The following is a 25923-nucleotide window of genomic DNA, read 5'->3' on the forward strand; positions in this document are numbered from 1 at the left end:
CCCCGAGGCCGAAGCGACGCAGGAACCGGGTACCCCTCTTGATCCCTGAGGCCGAAGCGACGCAGGAGCGAGGGTCACGAAGGGTCCGGCGACCCGACACGCATTCCCGGACCACCGTTCAACACCGCAGCCAGCACAACCGTCACCGCCGTAGACACCCCGATCACCACCACGAGGCCGGTGATGCTGTTCTCGGCGCCGTGCCCGACGAGCGATCCGGCAAGCGCCCCGCCGACGAACTGAGTCGCTCCGAGCAGGGCCGCCGCGGCACCGGCCCGTTCGGGGTGGCTCATCAGGGCGAGCGCGGCGGTGCTGGGCGCGATGAGTCCGTAACCGGTCGACAACGTCGCGAACGCGACCAGAAGAACCGCGAGTTGGTCGGTGGCGGCGGCGATCAGCAGCAGCGCTGTGGCCACAGTGAAGAACCCGGCACCCACGGCGATGCGCAGCCCCGGGCCGCCCACCCGAATCCAGCGCGCACCGGCCATCAGACACAGCCCGTTGATTCCGAAGACGATCGAGAACATCTGCGGTGACAGACCGTGAAGGGTCTGCAACGCGAACGGGGAGCCGGTGATGTAGGCGAACAGTGCACCGAAGGCAGCGGCCGAGGTCAGGATCACCGCGATGTACCGAGGATCGTGCAGCAGTATCCGGTAGGAACGGAACGCCCCGGGCAGCACCCCGCCGATACCTCGGTGTTCGGGGGCAAGCGTTTCCGGCACCCACAACATAGTCGCGATCGCCAGCAGCACCCCGATGACCACGAGGGCGGCGAAGATGGTCCGCCAGGAGCCGACGAGCAGGATCGCACTACCCAGCAGAGGAGCGATGATCGGTGCGAGGCTGACCACCACGGTCAGCACGCCGAACAGTTCGACCAGCCGATGCCCCGCCACCCGGTCGCGGACGATGGCACGTCCAATGACCACGCCTGCCGACCCGCCGAGCGCCTGCAGGAACCGAAACACCGCCAGCAGAACAACATCGGGCGCCAGCACACACAGCAGTGACGCCACTGTGAACACGGCCGTACCGGCCAGCAGCGGCCCCCGCCGGCCGTATCGGTCCGAGAGCGGCCCCATGAGGAGTTGCCCGAGTCCGAGCCCGATCATCGACACCACCAGCGTGATCTGGATTCCGCTCGCGCTGGTGCCCAGGTCGTCGGCGGCGTCGGGAAGGGCGGGCAGGTACAGGTCGGTGGAGATCGGCGCGAACGCCGACAGCGCGCCGAGGATCACCAGCAGGCGACCCCGGATTCCACCGTCGGAGGGCCAGTCCGCGCCGTCGTTCAATCGCATAGCTCACGCTAGCGACCGGTGGCCGGGCTCAGCGAAGCACCCCGCTGGGCTCACTCGAACGCCGACAGAACCTTCGCGACGAACTCCTCGGTGGCGGACTTGGTGACACCCGCCGCGTGCAGGGGCCCGTCACCGTTCTCGGTTTCGAGCAGGGCGAGCAGGATGTGTTCGGTTCCGACGTAGTTATGGCCCAGACGCAGCGCCTCCCGGAACGTCTGCTCGAGAGCCTTCTTGGCGTCGGCGCTGAACGGTACCAGCGCGGGTGGATTCTCCGCGGGACCCGGCAACTCCAGCTTCTCTGTGAACTTGTCGACGGTCACCCCCTGAGCTTCGAGGGCTTTGGCGGCGATACCGTCGGGCTGCGTGAACAGGGCCACCGCCAGATTGGCCGGTTCGATGAAGGCGATCTTGCGGGTCTGTGCGTCGGTCAACGACGCGGTCACCACCTTCTGCGCACGCGGCGTGAAGCGGCTGAAGTCCTGTTTGCTGTCCTTGCCCGGCACGAACCGCTTCTGCGCCGCCTGCCGGGTCACCCCGAGCGCTTCGCCGATATCACTCCACGACGCCCCCGAACGCCGGGCCTGGTCGACAAAATGCCCAAGCAGATGGTCGGCGAGGTCACCGAGATGCTGAGCCGCCAGCGCGGCGTCCTGCAGTTGGTCGAGTGGGTCGTCGTGGACCTTGACGATCGCCGAGATGAGGTCATCGAGTTTGATTGATTGAGTCATGCCGTCAACCATAGGTTGACACACTTCTTTCGTCAACCAGAGGTTGACAAGTACTGATGTACCTTCGTTTCACGCCCAGCTGAACAGCGGTCCCCAGGCGATCACCACCACGGCCGCCCATGCGGCGTACACCGGCAGGTAGGCGGTCTGCCAGCGTTCCAGCACCGCGACCGGACGATTGCCACGCACGAAAGCCAGGCCGAGCCGAGCCGACTCCGCGAGGTTGACCAGCAGGACGACATTGAGACACAGGGCGGCCGACCGGTTCGCGGTCAGCCCCAGTTCGGCGATCCGGCCGGCCATGGCGATCAGAACGACGAGGTCGACGACGATCGCCGTCACCACCAGCGCCACCTGCAGCCAGTCACCGAGACCGGGCGGGGCTTGCGGAGGCCGCGCGGACACCGCGTACAGCCACAGTGCCAGAACCAGCACCAGAATGACCGTCATCAGGATGAGCAGTTCGCGGTCGACGTCGATCAGGTCGGGGTCCGCGGCGAAAGCGATGAGCAGGGCCACTAGCAGCAGGATGGTCAGCGGTGAGAATACCCGCGCCAGCACCGGTGCGATGTTCTCGATGACGTTCTGCTTCGACTCCACCAACCACGCCGCGATCACCGTCGCCCCAGCCGAACCAAACGGCATGATCCATTCGGTCACAACATCTTCGACGTCGATGCCGACCGCGTGGAAGGTGCCGACGGTCAGGCCGATGAGCAGACCGCCACCGGCCGCAAGAAGGAAGTAGTACACCACCCACTCACCGGTGAACCGGACGAAGTCCATCCGGCGGCGCCCAGATCTCCAGTCACCGCCGACGTAGGCCACACCCATCAGCAGCCACAGGAATACCGGGGCGTGGATCGACGCCAACACCAACGTGTCGCCCGGATCGTCGTCGAAGGGGTAGACGGCCAACAGCACGCCGAAGGTTACGAATCCGATCGCCGTGATCGCGATCGCCGAGCGCGCCATGCCACGCTTCCACGCGAAGAAGCCCGCGAGCCAGGGGAGTACGAGCACCGATGCGAGCCGGACGGATACGTCCTCGTCCAGCCAGGCCAGTCCCGTCCGCAGCGTCACTGCGGCGCCGACGGCCAGGACGATCGCCACCCACAGGTCACGGCGCCCAGACCCGGACTCACCGGTGTCGTCCGACCCTATGACCAGTTGCTTCCACAGCCGGTCGGAGTGCTCCCGGGCGTATTCACGCGACAGGTCGTCGATGCGTCCCATTCGTTTGACCGCGACCAGAAACGCCTCGTCGTCCGCGAGTCCGAGGGCCTTGAGGTCGTCGACCTGCGAGCGCAGGTGCTCTTCGAGTTCGGCGATGTCCTCGCTTGCGAGGACGGACCGTCGCTGAACGTAGCCGCGCCACTGCTGGATGTGTTCTTCGCTCATGGGTTCAACGCCTGAGGAAGTGGGCCGATGTGCCAGACACGGTCCAGGACCTCACTCACCACGGCCCATTGGTCCTGTCGTTCGGCGAGGGTTCGGCGTCCGGCATCGGTGAGCGTGTAGTGCTTGCGCCGCCGGCCCTCCCCGGACGTCTGCCACGACGACTGCACGTATCCGTGCCGCTCCAGACGGTGCAGCAGCGGATAGAGCATCCCGTCGGTCCACTCCAGATTGCCCCCGGACAGCTCACGGATGCGCTTGAGGATGGCATAGCCATACGACGCGCCTTCATCGGCGAGGATTCCCAACACGAGTGGCGTCGCCGAGGCCGCCACCAGGTCCTTGTCGATGTGCACGCCAAACCTCCATACCTAGAACTACAAGGTAACAGTACCTCGGACCTCTAGGTATCAGGACGAGTGGTTGCTCATCGCAGCTTCGCAGGGCGTGATGTCATCGAGCCACTCACCGGAAGGTGAAGGTTCAGTTGCGGGCGGCCACCTCCGCAGCCCTGGCTGCCAACGCGTCGGCCACTGCGGTGAACTCGGCGAGTGCTGCGGTCAGGTCCTCGACGATCTCCTGCGCAATGATCTCCGGCGGTACACCGTCGTCGGCGTCGGTGAGTGAAGGGTCTTTGAGCCAGGTGATGTCGAGGTTCACCTTGTCCCGGGCGACGAGGTCGTCGTAGGCGTAGGCCTTGAAACGTTCGGATTCGACTCGTGCCGAACGGTCGTCGGCGTTGAACGCATCGATGAACGACTGTAGATGCTCGTCACGCAGCGGTCGCTGTTTGAGGGTGAAGTGCTCACCGGTGCGGAAGTCGTACACCCACAACCTGTCGGTCCATGGTCGGTTCGGCCGCGCCCGTTTGCGGTCGAAGAACAGCACGTTCGCCTTGACGCCGCCCGCGTAGAAGATGCCGGTGGGCAGACGCAGCAGGGTGTGGACGTCGTATTCGTTGAGCAGTCGCCGGCGAATCGTCTCACCCGCACCACCCTCGAACAGCACATTGTCGGGCACGACGACCGCCGCTCGCCCGTCGATGGCGAGCAGTGACGCGATGTGCTGAACGAAGTTGAGTTGCTTGTTGGTGGTGGTGACCCAGAAGTCCTGCCGGTTGTACGCGACATCCTCGCGTTCGGCGCGCCCATCGTCACCGACGACGGTGATCGATGACTTCTTGCCGAACGGCGGATTGGCCAGCACCATCGACGCGGTACGGGACGGCTTGGTGGCCAGCGCGTCATGGACATCGATCACCGGTTCGCCGGTGGCCTGCCCGATGCCGTGCAAGAACATATTCATGGTTGCGAGCCTGGCTGTGCCGTCTACCAGTTCGACGCCGCGCACTGTGCGGCCGTCACTCAGCGCCCGGCGCTGAGCCGGTGTCATCGAGTCACCGTGATGATGGGTGAGATACTCGACGGCCGCCAGCAGGAATCCGCCCGTACCGCAAGCCGGGTCGATGATGGTGTCGGCCGGGCTCGGGCGCATCACGTTCACCATGGCGTGAATCAGCGTTCGCGGGGTGAAGTACTGTCCGGCACCGGATTTCACATCCGACGCCGACTTCTGCAGAAGGCCCTCGTAGGCGTCACCGTTGAGGTCACCGCCGATGCTCGACCAGTTCTCCGAGCCGATCAGGTCGACGACCAGCTTCCGGAGCAGAGCGGGCTCCTGAATCCTGTTCTGCGCCTTACGAAAGACCACACCGAGGTTGGTGGTTTCCTTGCCGAGCTCGCTCAGGATACGGCGGTACTCCTCCTCAAGAGCCACACCGTCGAGCTTCGCAAGTCGTTCCCACGAGATGTCGAGTTCGGGCGGAAGGATCTGCACCGGGTTCATGAAGTTCTGCTGACGTTCGTCGGCCATCTTCAGGAACAGAATGAAACTGAGCTGTTCCACATAGTCGATCGCCGACACCCCGGCATCGCGCAGGACGTCGCAGTAGCTCCATAGTTTGTCGACGAGGCGACGAAGTTCAGCGGCGTTACTCACGTGTCGAGGGTAGCCGCAGGCCACCCGCTCGATGTCCACCGGTTTCCCACGGGACATTTCTGCGGTCATCGACGACCTGATGGCGGTCCCAGATCCGGACTTGGTAGCGAAGCATCCGCAAACGCCATCAGGTCGTCGGGGCTGCTCTGATGTTCTACGAGAAAGTACAGGTAGGCGTCGTCGCCGTCGAAGGTGGTGCGGAACAGCAGATCGCTGTGCACCTGGCGCAGGTTGTCATCGACGAACGACACCGCGACCGGCTCGAGATGATCGAGGTCGATGTGCGCGGCGACTTCCGCCGACAACACCGACCGCAGTTCTGATCCGGCGTGTTTGGGGTCGCCGAACACCCGCCGGAACAACCTGTCATGCGGCTGATACGCCCGCTCACCCGAACCTCCGCTGATCACGAGTAACCATACGTGCCAGTACTGACAAATCAGTCCGAGCGCCGATGCCGACAGGGGCGGGGACAGGACGGCTCAGCAGATGTCAGTCGACGACGGCGCTGATCGAGTTTGCTCCACGCGCGAAGCGGGTGCTCCAGTCTGCGATCTGGCTGGCCGTGGCGTGTTCGATTCGGAGACGGGTGTCGTTGTCGAGTTCGCCGAATCTGGCTTCGAGCATGGCCACCAGTAGCTGTGACTGTCCCAGACTGATGCCTTGACTGATGCCCTGCTCGATGCCTTCTTGGCGGAGTCGTTGTGCTGTGGTCACGGCGGCCTCCTTAGCTTCTTGGCCCAGTTGCGCAGCGAAGTGCGTGATGTCGTCGGCCTGTGTTTCGCCGACTATTAGAAGATACGTGAAGAACACGACGAGCAGGGCTGGCTCCGTGTCGGCGACGGTCTGCCAGTCATCGAGTGAGGCACGCAACGTCGTCGTGACGTCGGCGTCTTTGGATGCCGGTCCCAGCAGGAGCGCGGCGATTCTTGCCGCCGGGGTCAGTGGCCGCGCTCGCATAGCAGCCTCGTCGACGACGGTCAGGTCGTCAAGGATGTACCGCACGTGGGGTAGAAGGTCGGCGAACGCGGTGGCGGCGTGGTCGCTGACCTTGATGATGTCGGCGATGTCGGTGGGGGCGGTCCAGCGCCGATGGCCTTGGTAGAGCACTACCGGCACGATCATTGGTAGGCCGGTCTTGCCCGAAGTCGTGGGTTCGGTCTTGAGGTGGCGTTCCCAGATGCGGACTTGGTAGCGCAGCATCCGGAAGGCCATCAGGTCGTCGGGGCTGCTCTGGTGCTCGATGAGAAAGTACAGGTAGGCGTCGTCGCCGTCGAAGGTGGTGCGAAACAGTAGATCGCTGTGCACCTGGCTCAGGTAGTCGTCGACGAACGATGCTGCGACCGGCTCGAGGTGTTCGAGGTCGATGTGTGCGGCCACTTCCGCCGACAACACCGAACGCAGTTCTGATCCGGCGTGTTTGGGGTCGCCGAACACCCGCCGGAACAACCCGTCATGCGGCTGATGTGCCGATTCACCCGAACCCCCACTGGTCATGGGAACAACCATACGGTCCAGTACTGACAAATCAGTTCGAGTGTTGTTTCCCACCTCGGACCCGTGCCTCGATTCGACACAGCAAACGTAGGTGCGGTTGCGCGTCTGCGGTGACGCGTTCAGCGATGACGCTCAGTTCGTCGACTCTGGCTTGGAGGTCTTCGAGGTCGTTGAGGAGCCAGTCGGGAACGTAACCCACGGCGGCGCCACTGGCGACGCACACGAGTTGGGCTCGCCCGTTCTTGGGATTGTCGGGTTCTGGTCGCAGCCGCAGGCGGTCGCCGTCCCGAACACGTGCAAGGTGGGTGCCATCGGCGTCAAGGTAGCGAACGCCTGAAGCCAGGAATCTGCTGACGACGACACCATCCGCATCGGCCATCAGGTCATCGACGAGATGGAAGGTGTCAGTTGCCCTGGGGCCGCCGGTCCGGGCCAGCAACTCCATCGGAGTGTCGACGGCGTCCGAGTCGATGCCGAGCGCGTGCAGGTAGCTGGTGAACGACTCACGCTTGCGCGACATGAGCCGGTTGACGAAGAACGCCGGCAAGCCGGTTGACACGTAGGTGCGTTCCATGTCGGGGAACTGGGTCAGTGGGTAGAAGTCATCGGTGGCTCGGGCGCTGGCGGTGTATTCAAACGCATACCGGCCGTCAACGAGCTCGAACAGGGTGCCCACCCGCACGAACTGCCGTGATCCGGGGTTCTGCCAGATCAGGAAGAGACGCCTGGCCACGCTGACATCGGCGACGGTAGCCACCCTGCAGGAAGCGCTAGTCACCGTCGAGGATCCTTTCCTTGTTGAGATGGAGAAGCTTCACTGCGAACTTACGCGCCGGGTCTGACAAATAGTCGGCGGGCACACTCGCCAGTAGACTTGCCACCTCATCGTCCGTGACCGCTGCGAGCTTGGCAATCCAGAAATCGCGCGCTTCACGGTCAGCCAGGCCCAGCGCCGTTGTAGCGAGATCCACAAGCCCAGGTCTGCCGTTGAAGTGATGGCTACGACCACGCCGCGCCCACTTGACCAGGCGGTTGCCGTCGAGTGAGAGGTTTCGAGCCTCCGCTTCTGCTACTTGGAAGCCGAGTGCGTTCCCATGGTCAAACGATGGCGCGAGGCTCAGTTCCCCGGCTCGCTCAATGACTGCCCAGTTCTCATGATGACGATCACGTCCAGCGACCCACGCGTCGAGCATTAGGTAACCGGCCCAGGCATCGAAGGCGGTTGTGATCGGTGCCCCGCACGACGTGGGTGCGGCAATTCCATCGAGCGCTCTGCGCACCGCATCGATCGTGTAGCGGTGGTACTCGCGTTCGGCGGTCGCGTCGTACTCCGGGTCTGTGAGCGTGAGCAGTTCGTTACCGTGAACGAGGCGATCATCCGCAGTGAGTACGGAACGCGACAGGACTCCTCGCTGCCCCTCGTGGGTTGCCGGGATGGCCGTCGCGGAGGGAATTGACAGCATGGTCGCCAAATGATGGACCGCCCACTCGACCCAATCCTCACCCATTGTCCGGCCTTGCGGCGCCCGCGCATACTTGAACAAGCAGCGACGACCGTCGGGGTCGACAACCCAGAATTTCGCTTTCGTTCCCAGCGGCTCGTCTGCCGTTTGAGGTTCGTCGGTGGTCGTTGCCACTGTCCAGGCGTCTACTGCTTCGACGTGCCATTCGTAGGACATCGATCACCTGGCGGTCCGGTAGTGTCGACTCATTTCGCAGCTGCCTTCCGCCGGCGCCGGGGCGGGGCGGCGGGCTGATGGTTGCGGGTCCGTTCGAGAGCGACACCCGCAGGTTCATCAGTTGGGTCTTGGTCGACGAGCCGGCCATTGAACGCCGAGCGTAGGAGCGCGCTGCGGAGAGTCGTGGATCTCGACCGCGACGTTCGCTGGGCGATATTTGCGTGTTCGAGCGCAAGTATTGCAGCGTCAAGTTCTTCCAACAGTACTTCCTGAGTCCTTAGTGGAGGCACCGGCAGCGACAATTCTCTGCACGTCGACAATGCAATATTAAATTGTCCTGCCGTTGCCTTGGCGGTGCTCTTTAGGAGACGAATAATAAATGGTGAACGCAAGCACAATGCAAGCCAGGATGGGTGAATCGAATCACCGGCACGGAAGGAGACAATCGCCTGATTTGTGTTCCATTCCGGGTAACTATCCGGCACTACGGCACTCTTACCGAGTGGTGGTCCGACAATATTGGTAACAACATCTCCCGGTAACGCAATCGACCGTTTCAGTTGCCCGTAGTGGGTGTCACGCGATACAAAGGTTGGATTCTTCGTGAAGTCAACCCTGCCCGCAGGGTCGATGTTGTATACTTTAAGGAAGGGTATCTCACCCTGGCCTTGCTGCATGAACTCAGATTTGGGTGTCGAGCCAGAGTTGATAGATTTACACAGGTCGGCAGCGAGTTTCCATGACCAACCCTGGGGAAGCGAAGGAAGTCCCTGGTAGTCGAAGCGGTTGTGTTTGCCCTTCAGATCAGAGGCTGGCGCACCACTGATGGGAGTGCTCGTGGCAACGCCGAGGACCGTATGATCCACGAGTCTCGATATCAACAATTCCGCACGACGAGCTGCCGATACAAGAGTCAGTTCCGCAGCATCCAGTCGGGAGAGGTGGTCTTCAAGGGCCTCGACGATGCGGTGTTGCTCAGGGAGTGGGGGGAGGGGAATCTGAGTCGCAGCGAACCCGCTCGCCGAGATTTCTTTGAACGTCGACCCGCTTGCGCGACTCTCGATCTCGGGCGTGACGTACTTCAGTAGCCAATACAAGAACCTGCTGTCGATCAATGGCCGTGGGACTGCGGTCTTACAACCTTGGTTGGTCGCTACCGGCCCTGATGTGATTGCGATGTGCCCAATTGGGGCACGTGAGCTGAAAACAACAGAACCCGATGGAAATGTTCGTGCTGAGCAGGATTCATAGCCAAGCGTTGATAGGCTACGACGACCCGACCCGATAAACTTAGTCGCCTTGTTGCGAGAAAGGTCGTCCGGAGTCACCCACGCGACTTCATCACCCCAGTACTCGGCTACTTTGGTCTTTGGAGTCGCTCCTGAACCGATGTCTGCTACGTCCCCCAGAGTCGTCCACGCCCACCCCTGCGGCAGCTCCTGCTCCATCACGCGATCAGTTCCGTGTTCAACTCGTCGAGCAACTGTAGTGCTTCCTCTCGGGTGGTGATGTTGAAGTCGGTGGCGAAGCGTTGGCTGCCGCCGAGGTCGCTGAACGGGATGTGGTCGAGGTCGGTGATCTCCACGGCCATGTTGGTTTTGACGACGTCGCTGATGATGTCGAGCCAGCGGCGTTGCCTGTCGGTGTAGTCGACTCCGTGACGGTGCTGGTCGGACAGCCAGTGCGCGAGTTTCTCCTCGACTGTGGAGGCGAACGGCTGAATCTTCGACTCCGTTCCTGCACCGGAGTCTTTGGCGAGTTCGTGGCGCAGGATGGTGACCAGGTCGGGTACGTCGACCTTGTGCCCGGGATCTGCCAGTTCACCGAGGTCGGCGTAGGCACGCCACAAGGTTTCGATGCTGCCGATCGCGGGAACCCTCGCTACCCGCTCGGCGAGGGCTTTGAGTTCGGCGTAGGTGGGGCGTCCCGGCGCGCTGCCGTGCAGGATTTGCAGCACGGCGATCTCGTCGCGGTGTTCGGCAAGGTACTCGCGGAACGAGCGGACCGGTTCGTGGGCTCCCTCGCCGTAGGGGATGCGGTCGGTGCTGATGAGGGTGTCGGCGTTGACCTGGTCGAAGATCAGATCCTTCTTGCGGCGCAGGTCCAGGATCGCCTGCCGCAGTTCCGGATTGCTCGACAGCGGGGCCACACCACCATGGATTTGTGCTGCCACCTCGTCTTTTCCGCCGCGTTTCTCGGCAGCCAGCACGGCGTCGGTGTCGCTGGCGTCGGCGACCTGTTTGGCGATCTCGCGTAGTTCGACTCCGCCGGCGATCTCGGCCAGTTCGGCGGCTTCGGCGGCGTCCATCTGAGTGGCCAGCTTCGCCAGCCGCATCGCCAGGCTCGATGCCTCGTCGGGTGTGATCGTCAGATTCGCGGCCTTGTTCAGCAGCTTCTCCAGTGACACGCCGGGTTCACGTTCCATCGGCGTCGCATCCACCAGTGGTGATTCGGTGACGCCGACCGCGTCGACGATGACGAAGCGGTCCTTCGTGACGCCCTTGGCCACATCCGGGGTCAGCGCGGCGTAGTCGTCGGTGCCGATGATGCGGGAGCCGCGGCCCTTCATCTGCTCGAAATACACTGCCGACTGCACCGATCGCAGAAAGAAGACGCACTCGATGGCGCGCACATCGGTGCCGGTGGCGATCATGTCGACGGTCACCGCCACCCGCAGCGACGGGCTGTTGCGGAAGTTCTGCAGTAGGTGCTTGGGGTCCTTGCCCTCGGCTTTCGACTTGTAGGTGATCTTGGCGGCGAACTCGGCGCTCTCGTTGAACACCTCCCGCACCTGTTCGACGATCACGTCGGCGTGTGCGTCGGTCTTGGCGAAGATCAGCGTTTTGGGGACCGCGGACCTGCCCGGGAAGACCTCGGTGTAGAGCCGGTCCCGGAACGTGGTGAGCACCAGCCGGATCTGGTCTTCGCTGATCACGTCCCGGCCGATCGCATTGCCGGTGTAGGCGTAGTCGTCGTCGAGTTCGACATAGCGCTGCGCGCGGGTGCGGCGATCGCGGACCGGTACCACCGTTTTCGCTTCGATCCTCGCGCCCTGTTCGGTGATCTGTGTCCGGATCCGGTACACGTCGAACGGCACGTTCACCCCGTCGATCACCGACTCCTCGTAGGTGTACTCGCTGACGAGGTTCTGGTCGAAGAAGCCCAGCGTCTGTTTGGTCGGGGTCGCGGTCAGCCCGATGACCGGTGCGTCGAAATAGTCGAGCACCGCACGCCAGCGGCCGTAGATGGACCGGTGACATTCGTCGACGATGACCAGATCGAACGTCTCCGGTGGCACGTTCACGTTGTAGACCACATCGACCGGTGACTCCGGTTCGAACGTTTCGCCGTCCGCGTCGTCATCGACATCGGCGTCGGGGAGCTCCTTGCCCTGTAGCAGGCCGTACAGCCGTTGGATGGTGGAGATCGCGACATTGGTCGACCCGAGGACAGTGTGCCCGGCGAGGCGCTGCACGTTGTAGATCTCGCCGAGACGGCGGCCGTCGTCGATCGGCACATAGTTGTCGAACTCGGCCTGTGCCTGCTCGCCCAGATTGTTGCGGTCGACGAGGAACAGGATCTTTGCTGCGCCTGCGTGTTTGATCAGCCGGTAGCTCGCGGTAACCGCGGTGAAGGTCTTGCCCGCGCCGGTGGCCATCTGGACCAAACCCCGGGGACGATTGTCCTTGAGCGACTTCTCGATCCCGGTGACCGCCTGGATCTGGTTGGGCCGCAAACCCTTCGGGTCGAGTGTGGGGAGGTGCTGCAATCGGGCGCGGAAAGTCGGCGCGTCAGGCCGCTCGTCCGCCTGCTGCATCCAGGACCGCACCGTCTCCGGCTTGGCAAAGGTGAACACATCGCGTGAGCGCGGTTTCGGGTCGAGGCGGTTGGTGAACCGGGTTTCCGCACCGGTGGATTCGTACAGGAACGGCAGCGGTTCGTCACGTCGCCAGGCGGCGAGCTGATCCTCCTTGCGTAGTCCCACCGAGTATTTCGCGGTCTGCTGCTCCACACCGATCAGTGCGGTGCCCTCGCGTTTGGCCTCGATGACGCCGACGATCTTGCCATCGACATACAGCAGGTAGTCGGCGAAGCCGGTGGAGAGCCGGAACTCGCGTACGGCGACGCCGATGCCCGCAGCGGTATTGAGGTCGCCATAGTCCTGGACAACCCAGCCGGCCGCGACGAGTTGACGATCGATCTCCCGGCGTGCCTGCACCTCGTTGAGTGGCGGACGGCGCCGGAAAGCCTGCGAGAACGAGTTCCCCGCCGCTGCCGATACCTTCGCCGTGTCCTGGGTGGCGAGCGCGCCTGAACTCTGTAGGGCAGAGAGCTTCTTCTCCAGTGCGGCCAGTTTCGCGGCGACCACGGCTTCTCGTGCCTGCGCATCCGCAAGTGCCTTCTCGGCCGCCAGACGTGCTTCCGACTCGGCGGCCTGCGCGGATTTGGTGGCATTGAGCACGGTCAACGTCTCGGTCAGCTGCGTATGCGACTCGGCGAGCCGGCGGTTGATCGCGTCCAGCTGTTGCTGATCCTCGCGTCCGACCACTGTCGGCTGAGTGAGCGGCCGCGGTGCGATGAAACTCCGTGGACGCTGGTCGGCCGGAGACAGCGCAAGGTACAGCAGGTTGCCGAGTTCCCAGCACTGTTCGAGGGCCACCAAAGCAGCACGAACGTTGAACAGGTGACTGTGGGTGGCCTCGTTGCCGATCTTGCGGATGCTGTGCAGGGCGTCGGCGGCGCCGGACGTGAGAACCCCGGCACGTTCGAGGGTGGTAATGCGCTCGACCTGTCTGGATCCGTCGAACCGGGTGCCGCTGCGTTGAATCAGTTGCTCGGCGAGTACCTCACCGAACTGCCGGCACTTGATGAGCGCACCGTTCGGGTCGGTGTAGACACCGGACTCGGCACCCGCACCGTAGATGGCCAACAAGGGCTCAATCGGAGCGAGGACACCGAAGTTCACCGACTGCTTGGCGGCGTCGATCAATCCCGGATCGACAGTGTGCATTCCGCCCCCAAAACCTGCTGCGTAGTTCCGCTCCGTATCTTAGACGGCTCGCCTACACACCCAGTAGCACCAGGATCGACATCGTCTTTGACAGCGTGCTAGCCACCGCAGCGTCATCTCACCGCCGCGTCCATCAGGCAGGCCATCGACCGCTGGATGATAGTTACAAAACATCATCATGACGTTGTGATTGATTCATAGGCTCATATTGCGCGAGTACGGTATTTGCCTCATTGCTGTCGCGGTTGTCAGGTGTCAGGGGTGACGAGCACCACCTGGGGAAACGATGTGGCGTATCGGCCCAGGTCGCGGGTGAGGAGGCGATGGCCGGACACACCGGCATGCGCGCCTATGTAGAAGTCGGGTAGTGGTGTCGGCCGGGTGCCGCCCCGGCGCCGATATGCGAGAAAGGCTTTCCCGGCGAGGAAACCTGCGGACCAGGGGAGCGCCTCACGGATGAAGTAGTCGGTGGGCAGGAGGGCGTCGAGGTCTTCGATACGATCGAAGCCCACTGATACTTCGGCGTAGACGATCGGATTGATGATCACCGTGCCGCGGTCCATAGCCTCGGCGAGCGCTTGCCCGGACCAACCCGACCACACCGGATCATCGGTGAAGACGTCGAGCAGGACATTCGAGTCAACGAGGGTCGATTCACTCATCCCGAAGCAGTTTCATGAGTTCGTCGGTGGTGTATGCGGTAGTTGCGCGGCCGCGCATACGGGCCACCATCCGCTCACCGCGAGAGACGGCGGGAACGGTATGCACGATGCGCAACGTGTCGCCGTCGGCGATCACGTCGACCTCATCGCCCTCGACGAATCCGAATCGGTGCCGCAACTCAGCGGGGATGGTGACCTGACCTTTGCTGTTGAGTCGCACCGTGACCTCCTAGATAGCGTGTGTCGCGTACTACGTCTGACCCAGGATACGCCGGAACGGGTCGCTTGATCGAAGTCAGCAGGTGGTCAGCTATCGCTACTGAAGATCCGACAGTCGAAGTCGTCGGAGGTGTGCAGGAACTCGCACACTGCGAGGGTCTGCCGGCGGGACGTGGGAGACTACGCGGGGCAGTTTTACGTCAGCGAGCTGAGGTGGTGATGATGAGCGACGAACACGCGACCCTGACGCAGGCGTGGCAGGACAACCGGACGATCCAGAAGTCGGCGGCGGTGCGGCTGTTCGCGGCCACCAACTCCGCCCTGTACGTGACGCTGATGGAACGGCACCTCGACTTCGGGGCACGGCTGGCCGAACCCGAGCTGGCCGTCCGCCTCGAACGGGATATGACCGAACTCGACGCCGAGGACACCCCGACCGGCGTGGAGCTGATCAAGCTATGGGCGCGCAACGGGTGGCTGCACCGGGTCACCGACACTTCCGACGCCGTTGCTCCCAACATCTGTTACCTGACCGCCGACGCCCGGTCCGTCCTCGACTTCATGCGCCGGCGCCGCCGCGAGGACTCCGTGGCCACCGGCGGATCGATCAATGGCATCGCCGCCGGGCTGCATCGGGTGGCCGGGCAGGTGGCCGGTGATCCCGACCAGATCCGCGAGGATATCGAAAACCAGCTCGCAGATCTCGACGCCGAATTGGCCGATCTCGACGCCGGGGTCCGCCCCGAACCCGACCTGCGGATCGCCGCCGACGAGGCCCGCGCCATCGCCTACCAGATGGAACAGGTCATCTCCGACATCGCGCAATACGGCACGATGCTCGACCGCATCACCACCGCACTGCTCGACGACCCGAGCGACTCCGACCTGGCCTACCGCGACCGGCAACGGCAACTGTTCGACGACTACGAAACCCTGCTCGGGTCGTCGCAGAGCGCGTCGTATCACGCGTTCACCCGGATGATCCAGGATCCCGACCAACGCGCCCGGCTCTCGGCCGACATCGACACCGTCACCCGCAGCCTGCCCGACATGGAACCGGGTCTGCGCGCGGTGATGACCGACTTCTTTCCGCTGATCACCGAACAGATGGCCGAGGTGGGCCGCACCCGGCAACGCTGCGCCCGCCGCATCCGGCGGTTCGTCGCCGCCGGCACCCTGGAACAGAGCCGAGGTATCGCCCGGCAACTCAACGATGCCCTGGCCACCGCGAACGAGCTGCTCAAGGCCTCGCTCGCCGACCGGCGCCTGGGCTACGAGATACCGCTGGCCACCCCCGACCTCACCTCCATCGGCCGGGTCGCATTCGAGATCCGCGACCCGGCACCACCACCGCCCGCACTGCCGGGAGACACCGGCGGTGACCTCAGCTCATTCGCTTCCCTGGCCGGTCAGGTGGACACGGTCGAGCTGACGGACCTGGTCAACCGTGCGGTCGCCGACGGTCCGGTCGCATTGCCCGATGTCCTGGGCCGCCTCGACGAGGCGTATCTCGCGCACGTCATCGTCCTATGGTCGCTGGCCCTCAAACAGCCCGGCACCGCGCCGACGACCACCGAGATCGTGCGATTCCAGTCCTTGGAAGGTGACGACCGGATCATCGAGATCCCCGCCCTGATGTTCTCCGAACCGATCCCGACCGCCGACATCCTGATCGACGAGGTCTGAGGTACCCATGACCGACACCACCACCGATGTTCCCGACGAGTTCGCCGGCTACGACGACCTGCCCGCGGTACCGCTGACCTCCGCCGACCACGGCCCCAAGGTGCCGCGTTTCGACGGCGACGTGAGCGCACTGCCCGACCGGGCGTGCTGGGCGCTGCAGAACCTGCTGACCCGCCGCCACATCAGCGGTGAACGCCAGCCCCAATTGTGGTCGTGGGTGGCCGAATTCGCCGATGTCCTGCGCGTGCGGCTGTCCGAGCTGGACCTGCGGCTGCGGATCGTCGACGAGTTGCAGATCGCGTTCGTCGAGCAAGTCGGTTATGAATCTCGTTGGGGCCGAAGGCTGCTCAAACGCGAGACGATCAACACCTACGACGCTATCCTGGCGCTGCACCTGGCCAAGTACATGCGTGCCTCGCGCGAGGACAATGTGCTCATCACCCGCGAGGACATCCACGAGATGTTCGCCGGTGTCTCCAACACCATCGACCGCGACCTGGCGGCCTTCGACAAACGCATCGACCGTGCCGTCGACAAGATGGAGGAAATGGAGTTTCTGCGGGCTCAGCGCGATGACCCCGACACCTTCGTGCTGAGCCCGGTGATCACGGCAGTGATGACCGCCTCGGTGATCACCGACCTGCAACGGCAGTTCGAGCAGTTCATGTCCTCCGGCGACCAAGCCGACGACTCCGACAGCGCCCCGGATACGGACGCCGGTAACAACCGCCCGGACACGACCGAGGGAGCGGACTGGTGAGCACTATCGACCAATACCACCTGTCCCGGCTACAGCTGATCAACTGGGGCGTGTTCGATGGCTATCATTCGATTCCGTTCAGCGCCAACGGCGCACTCATCACCGGCTCCTCCGGCAGCGGCAAATCCTCTCTGCTGGACGCGATTTCGCTGGCGTTTCTGCCCGATCACCGGCGCAATTTCAATGCCTCCGGCGATGCGACGGCGGCAGGATCGTCCAGCGGCAAACGGACCGTCGGCAAGTATGTGCGCGGGGCGTGGGGGGAGCGGCGCAGCGGGACGAGCGCCGGCCGCGAGATCATGTACTTGCGCGGTACCGGACCGGCGTGGGCGGCGATCGCTGTCACCTACACATCCACCTCCGGCACGTCCATCACCGGCCTGGTCCTCAAATGGCTTGCCGCCGGCAAGCTGACCGACGCCGGCAGTTCGTACTTCATTCACGACGGCGACACCGACATCGTCGAGGTCTGCAACGAATGGGCGTCGGCGGGGTACAACACCTCCCGGTTCCGCGACCGCGGCTGGCGCGGCGGGCCGGGGGAGGGCAAATACCTCGCCACCCTGTACTCGCTCATCGGGATTCGCGGCTCCGATGCGGCTCAGCAGTTGCTCGGCAAAGCGAAATCGCTGAAAAGCGTTGGTGGCCTTGCCCAATTCGTGCGCGAGTTCATGCTCGACGAGCCGCGTAGCGTCGCCGGGATCAAGGATGCGCTCGACCAGATCGATCCGCTGGTGCAGGCCCGCGAATTGCTCGACGTCGCACGCCGCAAACGCACCATTCTCGGCAATATCGAGGAGGTCCAGGAACGGTACGCGGGGGAGTCGGCCACATTCAGCGTGCTCGACACCATCGACACCGACGCGGTGCGCGCCTACCTGAACAATCTGCGGCTGCGCACCGCCGGGCCGGAAATCGCTGACCTTGACGATCAGATCGCCCGCCTCGACGGTGACCTGAACTCACTGACCGCCCAGCACGATCAGTTGCGCGCCGACCACAGCAACCTGCTCTCGCGGATATCCACCTCCACCGGCGACCTCGCCCCACTGCAGGAGCAGCTCGCGGCAGCCCAGAAGTTCGCCGGTGAGGTGGCCATCAAACGCACCAACTACGAACATCGCATCGCCGCACTGGGTTTCGAACTGCCCGACGACGGCGGACAGTTCTGGGAACTGCGCGATCAACTGATGGACGACGCCACCCGCATCGACAGCCAGCTCGAGGCGGGCAAGGCACAGTTCGCCGAAACCCTCGCCCGGGCCCGCGACCGCCGCGGCCAGCGTGATGCGGTCGCCGCAGAACTCCACCGCGTCGAGCAGGCCGGGTCGACGCTGCCGCGAGCCGAACATGAGATGCGGCGCATGCTCGCCAACCACCTGCAGATCGACGAATCGGAATTGCGGTATGTCGCCGAACTGGTGGAGTTGCGTCCCGATGCGGGCCGCTGGCGTTTGGCGGTGGAGAAGGTGTTGCGTGGCGCGGGGCTGCGGCTGCTGGTGCCCGACGAGCATTTCCGGGCCGCGCTGCGCTATGTCAACAGCCACGACATGCGTGGGCGTATCCAGCTTCATCATGCCGAACAACACCCGATGCCCACCCCCGAACCGGGCACCCTCGGGGCGATGCTGCGCGCTGTCGACCCCGACCATCCGTGCGCCGCCGAGGCGCTGACCATCCTGGCACGGCTGGGAAACCATGTGTGCGTGGATGATCCGGCAGAGTTCCGCAATCATGCCAAGGCTGTCACCGATCAGGGCCTACGCAAGGATTCGGCCAAGCTGGCCGTCAAGGACGACCGGCAGGCGTTACGGCCGTCGCAGTACATCTTCGTCGGCCACGTCGACTCCAAGATCACCGCGCTGCGTGAGGAACTCGATCACGAGCAGCGCCTGTATGACGCCGCCCATCAAGCCAGCGCCGACCTGGACCGGGACCGTACCGAACTGCAACAGCGCCGCGACGCCTACCGACGGGTGTGTGAGCAGTTCACACAGTGGAGCGAGATCGACACCGACACCGCCGACGACCGTGTCGACGCTCTCACCGATCAGTACGAACTGCTGATGGATGCCAATCCTGATGTGGAGGCGCTGCAACGCAAGGCCGAGGAGATCTGGGAACAGGTGCGTGGGGCCATCTCCCAGGCAGCGTTGGTCCGCGACAAGATCGCCACCCACGACAAGCGGCGCACCCAGCTGCTGGACCTGACCGACCGGCTGACCCACGAACCCATCGCCGACCAGGCCGCCGCCACCCTCGACGGTTTCCGCGAGGAATCGGCGGCGGTACTCGATGTGCTTGCGCCCGAACCTTATCGGCAGGAACTGATGAAGGCGGTCAACCGGGACCGCGACCGCATGCGGGCCGACGCCCGGCGCTCTCGCGACGAACTGGCCCGCATCGTCGCGAGCTACGACGAGGAGTTCCCCGACGCCATCCCCAACGACAGCGACGACTTCGACGAACGCGTGCACGACTACGTGTCGGTGTGCCGCCGGATCGACGAACGCGAACTGCCGTCGGCCTACGAGCGGATGCGCCGACTGATCACCGAGCAGGCACCGGGCGCAATCCTGAGCCTGCACATGGCCGCCGACGCCGAGGAACGGCGCATCGTCGAGCAGATCGAACGCGTCAACTCCGGTCTCGGGTCGGTCGCGTTCAACAGCGGCACCCGGCTGCGACTGCAACCAGGGCGCAAAACCCTGCCCGCCGTGGCCGAACTCAACGAGAAGGCCCGGCAGATCTCCGCCCGAACCGCCGCCGTCAGCTTCGGCGACGAACAGGCCATCCTCGAGCAGTACGCCGACATCCTGTTGCTGCGCCAGCGCCTGGCCGGCGACTCCCCCGAGGACAGGGCCTGGACCCGCGACGCCCTCGACGTGCGCAACCGGTTCGACTTCTACTGCGAGGAACGCGACGCGAGCAGCGGGGAGGTCATCCGCACCTACAGCAACGCCGGCGACAACTCGGGCGGCGAGCAGGAAAAGCTAATGGCGTTCTGCCTGGCCGGTGCGCTCAGTTTCAATCTCGCAGCCCCCGGCAGCGACGACAACCGGCCACTGTTCGCCCAGCTGATGCTGGACGAGGCGTTCTCCAAGTCCGATCCGCAGTTCGCCCAGCAGGCACTCTCGGCGTTCCGCAAGTTCGGTTTCCAGCTCGTGATCGTCGCCACCGTACAGAACACCAGCACCATCCAGCCCTACATCGACAACGTGGTGATGGTGTCGAAATCCGAGGGCGTCGATGGCCGGCCCACGGCGTCTGCGCTGTCCACCTCGATCCAGGGTTTTACCGAGGTACGGCGCACCAACGCGGGCCGGCTCCCGCTGTAGCGCGGGAGCCGGCCGGCGAGGTGACTACTCCGCGGAGGCCAGAGCGCTGTTGAACGTCTCGCTCGGGCGCATCACGGCGTCGGTCTTGACGTTGTCGGGGGCGTAGTAGCCGCCCAGATCGACTTCCTGACCCTGCACGGCGGCGAACTCGGCGACGATCGTGTCCTCGTTCTCGGCCAGTGCCTGCGCCAGCGGCGCGAAGTGCTCGGCCAGTTCCGTGTCCTCGGTCTGTGCGGCCAGCTCCTGCGCCCAGTACATGGCGAGGTAGAACTGGCTGCCGCGGTTGTCGAGCTCACCAGTGTTGCGCGAGGGGCTCTTGTCGTTCTCCAGCAGTTTGCCGGTCGCGGCATCGAGGGTCCGGGCCAGCAGGCCGGCCTTGGCGTTGTCGGTCTTGCGGCCCAGATCCTCCAGGCTCACCGCCAGCGCCAGGAACTCACCGAGCGAATCCCACCGCAGGTGGTTTTCCTCCACGAGCTGCTTGACGTGCTTGGGCGCCGAACCGCCCGCACCGGTCTCGTACAGTCCACCACCGGCCATCAGCGGCACGATCGAGAGCATCTTGGCGCTGGTACCGAGTTCGAGGATCGGGAACAGGTCGGTGAGGTAGTCACGCAGGATGTTGCCGGTCGCGGCGATGGTGTCCATGCCGCGAACGACCCGTTCGAGCGAGTACCGCATCGCTCGCACCTGCGACATGTGCGAGATGTCCAGGCCCTCGGTGTCGTGATCTTGGAGGTAGGTCTCCACCTTCTTGATCAGTTCGTTCTCGTGCGGACGGTACGGGTCGAGCCAGAACACCACCGGCGTACCCGAATTGCGCGCCCGGTTGACCGCGAGCTTGACCCAGTCCCGGATCGGGGCGTCCTTGACCACGCACATCCGGAAGATGTCGCCCTCTTCGACGTTCTGCGACAGCAGTACCTCACCGGTGGCGATGTCGACGATGTTGGCCACACCGTCGGCCTGGATCTCGAAAGTCTTGTCGTGCGAACCGTACTCCTCGGCCTTCTGCGCCATCAGGCCGACGTTGGGCACGGTGCCCATCGTAGTGGGATCGAACGCGCCGTTGGTTTTACAGAAGTTCACAACCTCCTGATAGATGCGCGCGAACGTCGACTCCGGGTTGACCGCCTTGGTGTCCTTCGTGCGCCCGTCGGCGCCGTACATCTTGCCGCCGGCCCGGATCATCGCCGGCATCGACGCGTCGACGATCACATCGGAGGGGGAGTGGAAGTTGGAGATACCGCGCGCCGAGTCGACCATCGCCAGTTCCGGCCGGTGCTCGTGGCACTCGTGCAGATCATCGATGATCTCTTCACGTTTGGTCGCCGGCAACGCCTCGATCTTCGAATACAGGTCCGACAGACCGTTGTTGACGTTGACGCCGAGTTCGTCGAACAACTCGCCGTGTTTGGCGAAGGCGTCCTTGTAGAAGGTGCGCACGGCGTGACCGAAGACGATCGGGTGTGAGACCCGCATCATGGTGGCCTTGACGTGCAGGGAGAACATGACGCCGGTCTTGTAGGCGTCGTCCATCTGCTCCTCGTAGAACTCGATGAGGGCCTTCTTGCTCATGAACATGGAGTCGAAGACATCGCCCTTGCCCAGGGACACCTTCGGCTTGAGGACGATGGTCTCACCGGCGGTGGTGACCAGTTCCATCCGCACGTCGCAGTCACGGTCGATGGTCATCGACTTCTCACCGTGGTAGAAGTCGCCGTGGCGCATATGCGCGACATGCGTGCGTGAGGCCATCGACCACTTACCCATGCTGTGCGGGTGTTTGCGGGCGTACTCCTTCACCGCACGCGGCGCACGGCGATCGGAATTACCTTCACGCAGAACAGGATTGACGGCGCTGCCGAGGCACTTGGTATATCGATCGCGGATCTCGCGTTCGGCGTCAGTGCTCGGGTTCTCCGGGAGGTCGGGGATGTCGTAGCCCTTGGCCTTGAGTTCTTTGATGGTGGCCACGAGCTGCGGCACAGACGCGCTGATGTTGGGCAACTTGATGATGTTGGTGTCCGGGTTCTGGGTCAGTGCGCCCAGTTCGGCCAGATTGTCGGGCACGCGCTGCTCGTCGGTCAGGTTTTCCGGGAACTCCGCCAGCACACGTGCCGCAACCGAGATGTCGCTGGTTTCGATGTTGATCCCAGCTGCGCCGGCGAAGGTGCGGATGACCGGCAAGAACGCGTGCGTCGCCAGCATCGGCGCCTCGTCGGTCAGGGTGTAAATGATGGTCGGCTGCTCCACGTGCATGTCCCGCTTTCGTCTCCGGTTGTCCGGTCCGGTCACGATCAGTGGCCCGAACCGTATGAGCGTTACCAGTATCACTTGTCGAGAGTGGTCGTGCCCAGGCACACCCTGTGCCGGTGACCCGGCACACTCTTCCCCTTGACCTTATCCATCGGAAGGCTCTCGACGCGGGTAAACCGGGCGTCTTCGGTTTGCCGAAGCGAATGATCCGCGCCTAGCGTGAGAATTCGTGGCGTCGGTCGTTGAGAACAAGGTGTGGTCACAAGGACGTTCGGGGCTGGCGTTCGCACTGATCTCGGCACTGAGCTTCGGGCTCTCGGGTGCGCTGGCCCGGCCGCTTCTGGAGTCGGGGTGGAGCAGCGGCACCATTGTGACGATCAGGATCGGTGTCGGCGGCCTCGCGCTGGTCCCAGTGGCGTTGCGCGACATGCACGGTCGGTGGTCGTTGCTGCGCAAACACGCACTCACGATCGGGTTGTACGGGTTGTTCGGCGTGGTCATCGCGCAGTTCTGCTTCTTCTCGGCGATCCAGACGATTCCGGTGGCGTCGGCGATGCTGATCGAACACACCGCACCCGTGGTCGTCCTGTTGTGGCTGTGGGCCGCACACCGTCAGCGACCGAGTGCGCTGTTGTGCGTCGGTGTCATGTTGTGCGCGATCGGTCTGCTCTGCGTTCTGGAAGTGACCGGTGGCGGGGGTCTCGACGTCGCCGGGGTGCTGTGGGCCACCGCCGCGATGGTCGGGGCCGTCGGCTACTTCTTCATTTCCGCCAAACCGCACCGGGACCTGCCGCCGTCCGTACTGTCGGCGGCCGGAATGATCGCTGCAGCAGTGCTTCTGGGAGTCCTGGGGTCAGTGGGCCTGATGCCCTTCGACATCGGTGACAGCGCTGCCGACTTCACCGGGTTTTCTATTCCGGCCTGGCTCGCACTACTCGGTCTGGCGGTGATCACCGTCGCCGTGGCCTATCCGACCGGTATCGTCGCCGCACGCATCCTGGGCGCCCGGCTGGCCTCGCTCATCGCTCTCACCGAGGTGATCGCTGCGACGATCTGGGCGGCGGTTCTGCTCAGCGAAGTTCCGTCGGCGATCCAGCTGGCCGGCGGTGTGCTGGTGATCGCCGGTGTGGTGTGCGCGAAACTCGGCGAACCGGAATCCGCCGCCGACGCGGGCCGTGAGGTGGTGGTCGGCGCACCCGACGTCGTTGACACCTGCGGACTTTCCGACGAGCCGCCGGGGCCCGACGCCGCCGACTGCAACCCGCCGCGCGCGTAGTGTCAGGTACCGGCAATCTGCGCGCCGACCAGTTCTGCGATCGCCAGACTCGATGTCAGACCCGGGGATTCGATGCCGAACAGGTTGATCAGTCCGGGGACACCGTGGTCGGCCGGCGTGGAGATCCGGAAATCGGCGGCCGGCGAACCCGGCCCGCCGAGCTTGGGCCGGATGCCGGCGTAGTCGGCGACCAGTTCGCGTTCGGTGACCGCGGGCCAGTACCGTTCGATCGCGGCGACGAACTCCGGCACCCGGTCGACGTTCACCGTGTAGTCGAGACCGTCGATCCATTGCACATCGGGATCGTCGATCCATTGCACATCGGGACCGAATCGCGCATTGCCGGCGAGGTCGAGGGTCAGGTGCACACCCAGACCGCCGTCGACGGGAAGTGGATAGACCAGCCGCGAGCACGGCGCCGGGCCGGCGGCGAGCCGGAAGTAGGTGCCCTTGGCCAAGTACCGGTCGGGCAGCGCCCCGGCGGCCAGTCCTTCGATGCCGCCGCCGACCTCCTGGGCACCCAGACCTGCGGCATTGATCAGCCAGTCGCAGGCCAACGATCCCGCGCCGTCGACATCGACCTCCAGGGCGCCGCCTCTGCACCGCGCGCCGGTGACGCGGCTGCGGTAGGCGACCTCGGACCCCGCACCCGTCGCATCGGCCAGCAACGCCCGCATCAGCGCCGCAGCGTCGACGATGCCCGTCGACGGTGACAGCAGACCGGCGACCGCAGTGATCTCCGGTTCGAGTTCACCGATCTCGTCCGCATCGATCGCCCGAATATCGTTGACACCGTTGTCGATTGCCGCATCGGCGAGCGCTGCCAGTCGTCCGCGCTGATCATCGCAGGTGGCGACGATCAGCTTTCCGATCGCATCGTGGGGGACGGCGTGGTCGGCGCAGTAGCGGTACAGCAGGCCGCGTCCACGCACACATAGTCGCGCCTTCAGACTTCCTGCCGGATAGTAGATTCCGGCGTGGATGACCTCGGAGTTGCGCGAGCTGATGCCCGTGCCGAAGGTGTCGGCGGCCTCCAGGATCATCACCTCCCGCCCGGCGACGACCAGTTCCCGCGCGATGGCCAATCCGACGACCCCGGCGCCCACGACCACACACTCGACCCGATCGGTCACGGACCTCACCTCCTGCCGACTCCGCTGACATTCTCCGGCAATGGTGTCAGGTCCGGCCACGGGGCCGCGGATGTCACAGCGGATCGGCCCGTCGTGCGGTGACGACGGGCCGATCCGCTGTTGTGTTGTGGTGACTGTGCTGTCAGCCGGCGGCCGCGAGAGGACTACCGGGGAACGCGCTCCGGTAGGCCCGGCGCGGACGGAACGGCTTCCAGTCATCGAGTGGCTCAGCCAGCCGGTCGAGGACCACGTGCGCGGCCGCCACATTGGCGCCCAGGCCGCAGTGGCTGCCCCGTACCTCGACGTTCTCGCTCATCGGTCCCGGCTCGACCAGACACGACTGCCAGTGCACGATGCCGTCGGCGCGACTGTAGATCGACGTCAACGGTTGGGCCAGGCCGTCCTTGCGGGCGGCCACCCATGCTTCGAAGGCGTAGTCGGGCAGATGCCGGGAGGCGAACATCTCGTACGCCGCCGACGCCCGCGACTGGCTGCGGTGTGACATATTGAGCGGGCTGCCCAGGGTGATCACCCGGTCGACATCCTCAGGACGCAGTTTTGCCACCTCCCGGGCGAGCAGACCACCCAGGCTCCAGCCGATCACGCTGATCGGCCGACCCGACCGGGCCACCAGGTCGTCGACGCGGCCCTGGATGCCCGACAGGATGCCGTTGGTGGGGCCGACGTTGACGCCGAGCTTCCAGCCATGTGCCTGGTAGCCGGCCTCTTTCAGCACCCCCCGCAGCGCGCGGGTGGAACGGTCGTCGGCCATCAGCCCGGGTAGCACCAGGACATGCCGGCCATCGCCGCCGCCCGCGTGTTGCATGGTGAGCAGCTTCTTGCTTGAGGCGAACCCGATGTGCTCGGCCATCGCGCGGTGCGGTTCGGTGAGGTAGTAGAACCAGTGCGGTGGTTCTATCTCTCCGGTGTGTTCCATCTTCTCGACCACGTGGGTCACCTCCTGGTGCGGACTTTCGTTCC

20 protein-coding genes are annotated in these 25923 nt (G+C 64.4%); 4 read left to right on the forward strand and 16 right to left on the reverse strand.

Annotated features, from left to right (window positions below):
• Nucleotides 1–74: 74 nt before the first annotated feature.
• The 13 genes from Q0627_RS12135 to Q0627_RS12195 all read right to left on the reverse strand — a co-directional run bounded on the left by Q0627_RS12135 (nt 75) and on the right by Q0627_RS12195 (nt 14494).
• Nucleotides 75–1301, reverse strand: a complete 1227-nt coding sequence (locus Q0627_RS12135; protein WP_291013275.1) for a multidrug effflux MFS transporter — start codon at nt 1299–1301, stop codon at nt 75–77.
• A gap of 50 nt (nt 1302–1351) precedes the next feature.
• Nucleotides 1352–2029: a Clp protease N-terminal domain-containing protein gene (locus tag Q0627_RS12140; RefSeq protein ID WP_291013272.1), complete on the reverse strand. Its 678-nt coding sequence runs from the start codon at nt 2027–2029 to the stop codon at nt 1352–1354.
• A 69-nt stretch (nt 2030–2098) separates the two neighbouring features.
• Nucleotides 2099–3430, reverse strand: a complete 1332-nt coding sequence (locus tag Q0627_RS12145) for a permease prefix domain 1-containing protein (RefSeq protein WP_291013269.1) — start codon at nt 3428–3430, stop codon at nt 2099–2101.
• On the reverse strand, nt 3427–3783 hold the full coding sequence (locus tag Q0627_RS12150) for a PadR family transcriptional regulator (RefSeq protein ID WP_291013266.1): 357 nt from the start codon (nt 3781–3783) through the stop codon (nt 3427–3429). Before Q0627_RS12150 ends, Q0627_RS12145 begins: the two co-directional genes overlap by 4 nt.
• 127 nt (nt 3784–3910) lie before the next feature.
• Nucleotides 3911–5425 carry a class I SAM-dependent DNA methyltransferase gene (locus Q0627_RS12155; RefSeq protein ID WP_298810171.1) on the reverse strand — a complete coding sequence of 505 codons (1515 nt, stop codon included), beginning with the start codon at nt 5423–5425 and terminating at the stop codon, nt 3911–3913.
• Nucleotides 5426–5490: 65 nt separating this feature from the next.
• On the reverse strand, nt 5491–5835 hold the full coding sequence (locus Q0627_RS12160; protein WP_291013260.1) for an Rpn family recombination-promoting nuclease/putative transposase: 345 nt from the start codon (nt 5833–5835) through the stop codon (nt 5491–5493).
• An 82-nt stretch (nt 5836–5917) separates the two neighbouring features.
• A complete protein-coding gene (locus Q0627_RS12165) occupies nt 5918–6922 on the reverse strand; it encodes an Rpn family recombination-promoting nuclease/putative transposase (protein WP_291013258.1) in 1005 nt (334 codons plus the stop codon).
• A gap of 31 nt (nt 6923–6953) precedes the next feature.
• The gene (locus Q0627_RS12170) at nt 6954–7700 is read right to left on the reverse strand and encodes an HIRAN domain-containing protein (protein ID WP_291013256.1); all 747 of its coding nucleotides are present in this window, start codon (nt 7698–7700) and stop codon (nt 6954–6956) included.
• Nucleotides 7693–8601, reverse strand: a complete 909-nt coding sequence (locus Q0627_RS12175; RefSeq protein WP_291013254.1) for a hypothetical protein — start codon at nt 8599–8601, stop codon at nt 7693–7695. Before Q0627_RS12175 ends, Q0627_RS12170 begins: the two co-directional genes overlap by 8 nt.
• Nucleotides 8602–8630: 29 nt before the next feature.
• Complete coding sequence (locus tag Q0627_RS12180) at nt 8631–10049, reverse strand: restriction endonuclease subunit S (RefSeq protein ID WP_291013252.1); 1419 nt, start codon at nt 10047–10049, stop codon at nt 8631–8633.
• Nucleotides 10049–13612, reverse strand: coding sequence for a DEAD/DEAH box helicase family protein (locus Q0627_RS12185; RefSeq protein ID WP_291013250.1), 3564 nt, complete (start codon nt 13610–13612; stop codon nt 10049–10051). The genes Q0627_RS12180 and Q0627_RS12185 overlap by 1 nt, the downstream gene beginning before the upstream one ends.
• A gap of 248 nt (nt 13613–13860) precedes the next feature.
• Nucleotides 13861–14274 (reverse strand): type II toxin-antitoxin system VapC family toxin, encoded by a 414-nt coding sequence (locus Q0627_RS12190; protein WP_291013248.1) that lies wholly within the window; start codon nt 14272–14274, stop codon nt 13861–13863.
• Nucleotides 14267–14494: an AbrB/MazE/SpoVT family DNA-binding domain-containing protein gene (locus tag Q0627_RS12195; protein WP_291013246.1), complete on the reverse strand. Its 228-nt coding sequence runs from the start codon at nt 14492–14494 to the stop codon at nt 14267–14269. The genes Q0627_RS12190 and Q0627_RS12195 overlap by 8 nt, the downstream gene beginning before the upstream one ends.
• Before the next feature lie 221 nt (nt 14495–14715).
• On the opposite strand from Q0627_RS12195, the gene Q0627_RS12200 reads away from it, so the two are divergent.
• Genes Q0627_RS12200 through Q0627_RS12210 form a run of 3 tightly spaced genes read left to right on the forward strand, consistent with a single transcriptional unit; the run spans nt 14716 to nt 20277 of the window.
• The gene (locus tag Q0627_RS12200; protein WP_291013244.1) at nt 14716–16179 is read left to right on the forward strand and encodes a DUF3375 domain-containing protein; all 1464 of its coding nucleotides are present in this window, start codon (nt 14716–14718) and stop codon (nt 16177–16179) included.
• 7 nt (nt 16180–16186) lie between these two features.
• Nucleotides 16187–16939, forward strand: coding sequence for a DUF4194 domain-containing protein (locus Q0627_RS12205; RefSeq protein ID WP_291013241.1), 753 nt, complete (start codon nt 16187–16189; stop codon nt 16937–16939).
• On the forward strand, nt 16933–20277 hold the full coding sequence (locus Q0627_RS12210) for an ATP-binding protein (protein WP_298810199.1): 3345 nt from the start codon (nt 16933–16935) through the stop codon (nt 20275–20277). Before Q0627_RS12205 ends, Q0627_RS12210 begins: the two co-directional genes overlap by 7 nt.
• 24 nt (nt 20278–20301) lie before the next feature.
• Here Q0627_RS12210 and Q0627_RS12215 read toward each other — a convergent pair whose 3' ends face one another.
• Complete coding sequence (locus Q0627_RS12215; protein WP_298810178.1) at nt 20302–22536, reverse strand: NADP-dependent isocitrate dehydrogenase; 2235 nt, start codon at nt 22534–22536, stop codon at nt 20302–20304.
• 226 nt (nt 22537–22762) lie between these two features.
• Here Q0627_RS12215 and Q0627_RS12220 point away from each other — a divergent pair, with 226 nt between their 5' ends.
• Nucleotides 22763–23809 carry a DMT family transporter gene (locus Q0627_RS12220; protein WP_291013236.1) on the forward strand — a complete coding sequence of 349 codons (1047 nt, stop codon included), beginning with the start codon at nt 22763–22765 and terminating at the stop codon, nt 23807–23809.
• A 2-nt stretch (nt 23810–23811) separates the two neighbouring features.
• Here the strand turns inward: Q0627_RS12220 and Q0627_RS12225 are convergent, their stop codons facing one another.
• The gene (locus Q0627_RS12225; protein WP_291013234.1) at nt 23812–24942 is read right to left on the reverse strand and encodes an NAD(P)/FAD-dependent oxidoreductase; all 1131 of its coding nucleotides are present in this window, start codon (nt 24940–24942) and stop codon (nt 23812–23814) included.
• A gap of 142 nt (nt 24943–25084) precedes the next feature.
• Entirely contained in the window at nt 25085–25891 is an 807-nt protein-coding gene (locus tag Q0627_RS12230; protein WP_291013232.1) for an alpha/beta hydrolase, read from the reverse strand.
• Nucleotides 25892–25923 lie beyond the last annotated feature (32 nt).

This window comes from uncultured Gordonia sp. (assembly GCF_937858515.1).
Taxonomy (GTDB): domain Bacteria; phylum Actinomycetota; class Actinomycetes; order Mycobacteriales; family Mycobacteriaceae; genus Gordonia.